This window comes from Pectobacterium versatile (assembly GCF_020166435.1).
GTDB classification, from domain to species: Bacteria; Pseudomonadota; Gammaproteobacteria; order Enterobacterales; family Enterobacteriaceae; genus Pectobacterium; species Pectobacterium versatile.
Genome location: NZ_JAINZP010000041.1, coordinates 1 through 8,593, shown reverse-complemented (window position 1 = coordinate 8,593; position 8,593 = coordinate 1). Strand labels below are relative to the sequence as shown.

Sequence of the window (8,593 nt, the reverse complement as noted above, 5' to 3'; positions counted from 1 at the left end):
AACCAAAGGCGAGGCGTTAGCCTTTGAGCAATAGTTCACTGCCGTATAGGCAGCTTAGAAAAACCCACCGCAGTAGAAACAAACCAATCAAAAGTTCACTGCCGTATAGGCAGCTTAGAAAGACGAATCCCCAGCAACAGCAAGTGATAATTTGTTTACTGCCGTATAGGCAGCTTAGAAAAGGGAAATACACGTATTTCCTATTCCGTGAAAGTTCACTGCCGTATAGGCAGCTTAGAAAAGCGGAAGAGATCGGCTATGTGTGGCGAGATCGTTCACTGCCGGATAGGCAGCTTAGAAAACGATATCAGGAAGCCACAGCGGACGCTTCTGGTTCACTGCCGTACAGGCAGCTTAGAAAGCCAGCCAGACCGGAAATTAATGGATAAATATCGTTCACTGCCGTACAGGCAGCTTAGAAAGACATCCCCGTCTGTAATTGCTCGATGAAATGGTTCACTGCCGTACAGGCAGCTTAGAAAATTTCGTTTCGTCAGATCCCGGCGCAGACGTGGTTCACTGCCGTACAGGCAGCTTAGAAATTCAAGACCTCGGCACTTGTGGTTCCGGGAGGGTTCACTGCCGTACAGGCAGCTTAGAAACCAGATTGCAGCAAAAGTAAAACGGTCTGAGTGTTCACTGCCGTACAGGCAGCTTAGAAAGAATCTGTCATGACGCATTACACAGAGACATGGTTCACTGCCGTACAGGCAGCTTAGAAAACGACCAACAGCGGCAACGCACTGACATTCGTGTTCACTGCCGTACAGGCAGCTTAGAAATGGCACTTTTGTAAAGCACGGGCATTGCGCGCGTTCACTGCCGTACAGGCAGCTTAGAAAAACAGCCGCGCTATTAGGTGACGTGTCGATACGTTCACTGCCGTACAGGCAGCTTAGAAACACACCGGCGGCCAAATGTCATCGAACGGCGTGTTCACTGCCGTACAGGCAGCTTAGAAATTTGGGGTGTTGCTGGGCGCGCGGTGCTGACCGTTCACTGCCGTACAGGCAGCTTAGAAAATGCTGCGCAGCCTGCCGCGAACAGAAGATCGGTTCACTGCCGTACAGGCAGCTTAGAAAGTGTAATACTGTGATGTGCTGATATTGCAAAGGTTCACTGCCGTACAGGCAGCTTAGAAAGGAGTGCGGCGGGGAAAAGAGAGTGCCCAAATGTTCACTGCCGTACAGGCAGCTTAGAAATACGTAGAAATCGATAATTTTCAGCAGGCGAGGTTCACTGCCGTACAGGCAGCTTAGAAATAATAGACCATGCACGCAAACAGAACGCCATCGTTCACTGCCGTACAGGCAGCTTAGAAATCAGCAACGGTGCAATCCTGCGTTTTTTGTCCGTTCACTGCCGTACAGGCAGCTTAGAAAACTGGGCTGGAGAAGAAAGGCAACAGCAAGGGGTTCACTGCCGTACAGGCAGCTTAGAAATAAATCGTGCGCCTGCTGCAATATTTACATCTGTTCACTGCCGTACAGGCAGCTTAGAAAAAGTGACACAATGGCTGGAAAAAGGATTCATCGTTCACTGCCGTATAGGCAGCTTAGAAAAATTGCTATTAGCTGGCGGATTGCTGGCATCAGGTTCACTGCCGCACAGGCAGTTCATCCACGACCTTAAGCGCTGTTGTCTGGCTATTATCGAGGTAGCGCTGCGCCAAGTGTTCAATGCGTTTACCCCTTAAATAACGCATATTGATGGCCTTATCCCGTAACGTTTTTAAGTAATTAGTTTCTTTTAGAGGGAATGAAAAATTGTGGGGTCGGCATTATTAACATTTAAAAATCATCATTTTTCCGTTAAAGTACCCTTACAGGGGAATAGTTCGTTGACTTAAGTAAAATTCAAGGGAGTGAGTGACTGTGAAATACGATCCCGTTTTAAAAACGCTTGTGGATGATGACTATCGGTTAGAAGATCATCTTGATTTTAAAAAGCAGCATGCAGATATTAACTATCAGAAATTACATGCTCAACTAAATGAAATAAATAACGATAACATTCATGCCATATTGACTGCGCAGGAAGCGACGTATTTTTTAAAGACGTTATGCACACCAAATCCTAATGACTCCTGGAAAACAGCAATATTTGGCTGTACCGATCCCATCTCGTCGTTTGCTGGGAATATTGCAGAAGCGGTATCTGTAAGCAGAATCGTTATGGAGATGAAAGGGTTCGGCGTAACGGCAACGGAATATGTCGGGAAGAATGGCAGTAAGTACATAAAACTGTCTGGATACCCAGGAGTAAGAAAATATTTAGATGCCACCCGATATTTAGTCAGTAACCAAAAAATACTCGACATAGGGATAGGTACAAAAGGAATTGAAAGTGGTATTGCGACTGGAGCAAGGTTCTGTATTGTATTTTCAGGCGCTTATCGAGCCATTGAGTTGATGGTGAAAGACGAATACGCACTAACCGATTTCTTTGTTAATTTAACGATGGATGTGGCAAAACTGGCTGTATCGGTTGGGATTGCATGGGGGGCGAAAATGGCAGCTACCTCGGTAATGGTGGCCACAGGAGGTAGTGTTATTATTATTGCTGGTGGTATATTTTTACTTGGGGTTATTGTCAGTTTTTCATTACTTTGGCTAGATAATGAATATAAAATAAGTGAGACGATAATAAAAAATTTAAAATCACATAAAAAACAGTATACGCCATATCATCCCGATCAATTCTTTCATGCCTGGGGGAGGTACAGTCGTGGTTAAGGTAAATAGACCATTAGCTGGCGCATTTGCAGTTTTTATTTTTCTATTGACATGCTTTACTGGTTGGTTTTCTTTTAATTCATATTTGGATATTTTACAGTTAAATGATGTGATAGTGTTTTCATGGAAAGTTGGGTTGATGGTATTTGGTTCTCCTTTACTATTCTATTTTTCATATTTATTTTTTTATTCCGCAATAAATAATAAAGTGGCGAAAATTAATAATAAATTTGGAGGGGGGTTATTTATAATAATGATCGTTGGTGCTGTAGTTAGCTCATTCTCATCTTTCTACATGTCTTATAATTTTAGAGGTTATGGTTATGAAATATGCCCTAAAATATCTTGGATGGATCCCAATAAATATGTTAAAGACACCGCTCTTTGTAAAAAGTAAAAATAGCATAAGAGTATGCTTTTTCATGTATGGGAGGAGAGCCAGTCGTGGTTAAAGTAAACAGACCATTGATTGGTGCGTTTTCTGTTTTTCTTTTATGCCTTTCCGTCTGGGGAACTTGGTTTTCTTTAAGCGCATATTTATCATTGTTTAAATTAGATGATGTGATTGTTTTTTCATGGAGAGTTGGCCTTGCTATCTTTGGAGTACCTTTATCATTCTATTTTTCATATGTTTGTTTTTGTTCTGCTATAAAAAATGAGCATGTGAAGATCAATAATAAATTAGGCGAGTGGTTGGTCAAAATCCTTATCTTTGGTGCTATATTTAGCTTTTTTTCATCAGCGTATATATCATACAGTCTTAGCAATAAGAGTTACAATGTTTGCCCTAAGATATCCTGGATGGATCCCAATAAGTATGTGAAAGACACCGCTCTTTGTAAAGAGTAAAAATGGTATGAGAGAATGCTTTTTCATGCATAAGGGGATAGCCAGTCGTGACTAAGATAAACAGACCATTCTTTTTCATATACTCGATTTTTATTTTCTTTCTTTCTTTCATGCTGGGGAGGATGGTTTTCTTTAAACGGATATATTGACTTTTTTAATCTAAACAATGTAGTTTCATTTTCATGGAAACTCGGTGTCATAATTTTTCTAGTTCCAATAGTGTTTCAGTTTTCTTATTTTGGTTTTTTTTCTGCTATAAAAAACAGACCAATTAAAATGAATAATAAAATTTCAAATGTATTGGTCATGTTTGCTATTTATGGTGCTGCGGTGAGCTTTTTTTCATCTATGTATATCTCTTATAGCCTTAATAAGCAGGGCTATAAAATCTGCTCCAAGAACTCATGGATGGCTCCCAATAAATATGTGAGAGATGTTTCTCTCTGTGATTAATGGTAAAAATAATCTGATGGGTTTTATGATTGTTGAGGATTGTTCGTGTTTAAAATAAATAGACCGTTTTTTTTCGCATTCTCATCTTTTACCTTTCTATTGACATGCTTTACTGGTTGGTTTTCTTTTAATTCATATTTGGATATTTTACAGTTAAACGATGTGATCGTGTTTTCATGGAAGGTTGGGTTAATGATATTTGGTTCTCCTTTGCTATTTTATTTCTCGTATTTAGGGTTTTATATGGCAATAAAAAACAAACCTATAGGAATGCATGGGGTATTTACAAATGTGTGCGGCTATTTGTTTTTTATTGGTGTTGTTATTAGTTTTGTTGCATCTATTTACATATCTTTTAACTTTAGAAGTTATGGCTATGAAGTCTGCCCTAAAAACTCCTGGATGGCTCCCAATAAATATGTAAAAAATCTTGCTCTTTGTGATAAATGATGAATAACAAGCACACCTGATAAGATGCGCTTGTTATCAAAGGTCATAAATCTTAGAGACTCATTTCCTCCCAAATGCTGTAACCCGAGGTTCCTGCGATTTTATGGTTCCATGCTATGGTTTTATATTTTAGCTGGACTTTTTCATACGGCATGATGTCGTTGTTATCGATGACGTGTGGATAGACACAGGTGACATCAACAATGCTCGCATCCGTTAAGGTCACTTCATAATAAAGTTCTAACTGCCCAGCGGAGTTAACGCGATAAAAATAAAATGTCACATCGACCTTTTCATTATAAGAGATTGCCATCCCTAATAACGGGGACGACTTATCGATTGGTTTAATAAAATGAATGGGGTGATGGGCGACATTCTGATCGCGGCTGATGCTATGGTTTAAACCTAATACCTGTATTTGATCTTCATGGCCCGTTTGGTAGCGATTACCAATTGAATCGAGCGTTGAGCAACCCGATGATATTAAACCCTGTTTTTGACCATTAATGCTGGCGTAAATCAAATTAGCCATATCAAATCCTTATGAGAAAATTTATCAATAGGCTGAGTGAAAATATATCAATCATCAGCTCGGAAATAATACGGCTAAGGCAATGTCAAAGCAAACAATCATAAAAGGTGAATTCAGGCCTAACCTGCGTTTATTTCTCGCCAGTTCAGCCAGATTCGCATATCAAATTCCAGCTGGTGATAATCAGGATCCATATGGCAGCAGAGTTGGTAGAAGGCTTTGTTGTGGTCTTTTTCTTTGAGGTGAGCGAGTTCGTGTATCACGATCATCCGCAGGAAATCTTCCGGCCCATCACGGAATAGCGTTGCTATTCGGATTTCATTATTGGACTTTAATTTTCCGCCCTGCACGCGTGCCACAAAGGTATTGGTTCCCAGCGTCCCTTTGATCGGGTTCTGTTTATTGTCGTAAAGCACCTTTGATATTGCTGGAGCGTTTTTCAGATAGCGCTGTTTCAGCTCGGCGACAAACTGATAGAGCGACTTGTCACTCTGGATCGGATGGCGGTCAGGGTATTTTTTTTCCAGCCACGGGCCGAGTTTGCCTTGATCAAGGAGCGTTTGAACTTGGGCAATAATTGCTGGGGGATAACCGTTCAGGTAGCGTAGCTGGGTCATATTTTATTCGTTGGGATAAAGCATGGCGGATTTGTCGATGTGTTGCTTTCAGTCTGAGTGTAGAGAACAGATAGCACGACAGCGATAGTTAACCGAAAACACAGGCCACTGGGTTAAGCGAGTTCACTCATGTGAGTCGGTTAAGCCAGTGGCGTTGTCATTTACAATTTACTGAATCGCGGCGAAAGCGGCGGCGACGCGCTGGACGTTGCTGTGGTTCAGCCCCGCCATACACATACGGCCGCTGGCGATCAGGTAGACGCCGAATTCTTCACGCAGACGATCAACCTGTTCCGGGCTGAAACCGGTGTAGCTGAACATGCCGCGCTGGGTGAGCAGGTAATCGAAGTTACGGTTCGGCAACGCGTTCTTCAATGCGGAAACCAGTTCCTGACGCATGCTCAGAATACGGGTGCGCATCTCTTCGACTTCCGCTTTCCAGTCAGCGTTCAACTGCGCGTCATTCAGGACTTTAGAAACTACCTGTGCGCCGAAATTCGGTGGGGAAGAGTAGTTGCGGCGGACGGTCGCTTTTAACTGACCCAGCACGCGCTGTGCGCTGTCGGCATCGTCGCACACCACGGAAAGGCCACCAACGCGCTCGCTATACAGTGAGAAAATCTTGGAGAACGAGTTGGCGATGAGTGCCGGAACGCCCGCGCTGGCAACGGCGCGAATCGCATAGGCATCCTGCTCAATCCCTAGGCCAAAGCCCTGATAGGCGATGTCCATAAACGGAATCAGTTCACGCTGGATGATGACCTCAATGACGCGATCCCACTGTTCGGTGGTGAGGTCGGAACCGGTCGGGTTGTGGCAGCACGGGTGCAGCAGCACGATGCTGCGCGCCGGCAACGTTTGCAGCGTGGCGAGCATGGCGTCAAATTTCACGCCCAGGTTTTCGCCATCGAAATACGGATAGGTGTGAACGTTAAAGCCCGCCCCCTCAAAGATCGCAATATGGTTTTCCCATGTTGGATCGCTGACCCACACTTCTGAGTTCGGGAAGTAGCGTTTCAGGAAATCAGCACCGACTTTCAGTGCACCGGAACCGCCCAGCGTCTGGATGGTGGCGATGCGGCCGGCTTCCAGCGCCGCGTGGTTTTCACCAAACAGCAGGTGTTGGATCGCGGTACGGTAAGGCTGTAACCCTTCCATCGGCAGATAGGAGCTTGCGCTCTGAGCCGGCTGTTTCAGGCTGCTTTCGGCCGCGCTGACGGAGCGCAGCTGCGGGATAATATTCTGCTCGTTGTAGTAGAGCCCGATACTCAAATTGATCTTATCCGCTCTTGGATCCTGTTTGAATTTTTCCATCAGAGACAGGATAGGATCTCCGGCATAGGTATCAACGTTTTGAAACACAGTGTAGCTCTCCTGAGTGTGTCATTTTTATAGGTACCGCAACCCCGACGATGGTGGGGATAATCAGGCCGCGTAACGGCCGGGGCGATGGTTCATCGCGATAATCAGGTTCAGAATGGTTGCCCCCAGAATCGAAGCAATCAACATCGGTATGCTTACCACGAACAGGGAAGTCAGCACAATCACAACGTCAACGCCCATCTGGAGTTTTCCCGCTCGCAGGCCGTATTTGTCCTGAAGATACAGCGCCAGAATATTCATGCCGCCGAGACTGGCCTTATGGCGGAACAGCACCACGAAGCCGATTCCGGTAATGATATTGCCAAACAGCGTGGCGTAGAACGGGTTGAGCTGATCGAAATGAACGAACAGTGGATGCAGATCGGAAAACAGGGAAACCAGCCCGACGGCGCAGAACGTTTTCACCGTGAACTCCCACCCCATGCGGCGCACAGCCAGATAATAGAAGGGCAGATTCAGCAGGAAAAACGCGATGCCAAAGGAGACGTTGGTCAGATAGTGGATAAGAAAAGCGATGCCCGCGGTGCCGCCGGTGAGGGCACCAGCCTGACGCAGCAGGATAACGCCAAACGACACCATCAGCGTGCCGATCAGGATCGCCAGAACATCTTCCAGCAGCGTATGTGATATTTTTTGTGTGGGAATAACGTTATCCATGGTGAGCACTCAACAGACTGTCGTAAAAACATGTGCTTACCAAAGCAAGAATCGCACCAGATAGTGCTGTTTAGCGGCTGGTGTCTGCGTAATGTCGCCTGCGATAAGAGCAACGTATTGAATTATATGAATGAAGATAATGCGTGATTCATGCGTTTTTTATTATTTATTTGGCTAGATCGTGCATCTATTCGGGGTTTCTTGCGTGAAATATTCATTTTCTGCACCAAATAGAGGCAATTGCCCCAATTCAGGGCAACGCAGGCAGTTCTGGCATCATCAAACCGTTCTCTTTGAGGCGGTTCAATACCACCGAGGTTTTCAGGTGCGCGACGCTCTTGTTCTGCGACAGAATCTGGCTAATCAGCGTGCTGAGCCCAGGCAGATCTGCCACGGCGACTTTTAACAGATAATCGGCATCGCCCGTGGTTTTATAGGCGTCGATGATGGCATCCACTTCCCCCAGCATTTGATGAAAGCGTTCAACGTATTCGCTGGTGTGATTGATCAACCGTACTTCAATTAACCCCAGACATTCCAGCCCGACTGCGTTCGGCGACAGACGGGCATGGTAGCCGAGAATCAGCTGTGCCTGTTCTAGCGCGATGCGACGGCGGGAACACTGCGAGGCGGAAAGCCCAACCAGATCGCTCAGTTCCTGATTGGTCAGGCGGCCGTTCGTCTGTAGTAGCGTCAGGATTTTCAGATCGAAATCATCAATGTGGTACATCGCGTTCCCTAAACAGTGTCAGGCAGTGAGCCAAACAGACTACCAGTTTTTTAGGCCGCGTTGCCTATGAGTTTTTTATTACTGATTTTCGGCGCGTTTAATTTTCTTAACTGCCTGCTCGGCAGTTAACCGCCCTTTGCCGAGACAGTCCCGACGAGAGATTTTCTAAGCTGCCTATACGGCAGTT

Annotated in this window: 9 protein-coding genes, 1 pseudogene and 1 CRISPR repeat array; of the genes and pseudogenes, 5 read left to right on the top strand and 5 right to left on the bottom strand. The window is 44.9% G+C overall.

Going from position 1 to position 8,593, the window contains the following annotated elements; all coding sequences use genetic code 11:
- Positions 1–33: 33 nt before the first annotated feature.
- Positions 34–1,562: direct repeats of the CRISPR family, unit length 28 nt; unit sequence GTTCACTGCCGTACAGGCAGCTTAGAAA.
- 312 nt (positions 1,563–1,874) lie between these two features.
- The 5 genes and pseudogenes from K7X24_RS21560 to K7X24_RS21540 all read left to right on the top strand — a co-directional run bounded on the left by K7X24_RS21560 (position 1,875) and on the right by K7X24_RS21540 (position 4,487).
- A complete protein-coding gene (locus K7X24_RS21560; protein WP_224558244.1) occupies positions 1,875–2,735 on the top strand; it encodes a hypothetical protein in 861 nt (286 codons plus the stop codon).
- Positions 2,728–3,132: a DUF1240 domain-containing protein gene (locus K7X24_RS21555; protein ID WP_224558243.1), complete on the top strand. Its 405-nt coding sequence runs from the start codon at positions 2,728–2,730 to the stop codon at positions 3,130–3,132. The genes K7X24_RS21560 and K7X24_RS21555 overlap by 8 nt, the downstream gene beginning before the upstream one ends.
- A gap of 47 nt (positions 3,133–3,179) precedes the next feature.
- The gene (locus K7X24_RS21550; RefSeq protein ID WP_109225269.1) at positions 3,180–3,584 is read left to right on the top strand and encodes a DUF1240 domain-containing protein; all 405 of its coding nucleotides are present in this window, start codon (positions 3,180–3,182) and stop codon (positions 3,582–3,584) included.
- Positions 3,585–3,631: 47 nt separating this feature from the next.
- Positions 3,632–4,037: pseudogene (locus K7X24_RS21545) on the top strand (DUF1240 domain-containing protein).
- Between the two features lie 45 nt (positions 4,038–4,082).
- Complete coding sequence (locus K7X24_RS21540; RefSeq protein WP_224558242.1) at positions 4,083–4,487, top strand: DUF1240 domain-containing protein; 405 nt, start codon at positions 4,083–4,085, stop codon at positions 4,485–4,487.
- Between the two features lie 52 nt (positions 4,488–4,539).
- Here the strand turns inward: K7X24_RS21540 and K7X24_RS21535 are convergent, their stop codons facing one another.
- The 5 genes from K7X24_RS21535 to K7X24_RS21515 all read right to left on the bottom strand — a co-directional run bounded on the left by K7X24_RS21535 (position 4,540) and on the right by K7X24_RS21515 (position 8,406).
- Positions 4,540–5,019 carry an Hcp family type VI secretion system effector gene (locus K7X24_RS21535; RefSeq protein ID WP_010295094.1) on the bottom strand — a complete coding sequence of 160 codons (480 nt, stop codon included), beginning with the start codon at positions 5,017–5,019 and terminating at the stop codon, positions 4,540–4,542.
- A 119-nt stretch (positions 5,020–5,138) separates the two neighbouring features.
- The gene (locus K7X24_RS21530; RefSeq protein WP_039490823.1) at positions 5,139–5,636 is read right to left on the bottom strand and encodes a M48 family metallopeptidase; all 498 of its coding nucleotides are present in this window, start codon (positions 5,634–5,636) and stop codon (positions 5,139–5,141) included.
- A gap of 168 nt (positions 5,637–5,804) precedes the next feature.
- Complete coding sequence (locus tag K7X24_RS21525) at positions 5,805–6,998, bottom strand: aromatic amino acid transaminase (RefSeq protein ID WP_103198675.1); 1,194 nt, start codon at positions 6,996–6,998, stop codon at positions 5,805–5,807.
- Positions 6,999–7,061: 63 nt separating this feature from the next.
- Positions 7,062–7,676: a YitT family protein gene (locus K7X24_RS21520; protein WP_103972271.1), complete on the bottom strand. Its 615-nt coding sequence runs from the start codon at positions 7,674–7,676 to the stop codon at positions 7,062–7,064.
- A 250-nt stretch (positions 7,677–7,926) separates the two neighbouring features.
- Positions 7,927–8,406, bottom strand: coding sequence for an Lrp/AsnC family transcriptional regulator (locus tag K7X24_RS21515; RefSeq protein ID WP_010295086.1), 480 nt, complete (start codon positions 8,404–8,406; stop codon positions 7,927–7,929).
- Positions 8,407–8,593: the final 187 nt, after the last annotated feature.

Bases quoted from the DNA above. Each gene is read 5' to 3' on its own strand.
- K7X24_RS21535 (WP_010295094.1), bottom strand. From the start codon at position 5,019: ATGGCTAATTTGATTTACGCCAGCATTAATGGTCAAAAACAGGGTTTA.
- K7X24_RS21520 (WP_103972271.1), bottom strand. From the start codon at position 7,676: ATGGATAACGTTATTCCCACACAAAAAATATCACATACGCTGCTGGAA.
- K7X24_RS21515 (WP_010295086.1), bottom strand. From the start codon at position 8,406: ATGTACCACATTGATGATTTCGATCTGAAAATCCTGACGCTACTACAG.
- K7X24_RS21530 (WP_039490823.1), bottom strand. From the start codon at position 5,636: ATGACCCAGCTACGCTACCTGAACGGTTATCCCCCAGCAATTATTGCC.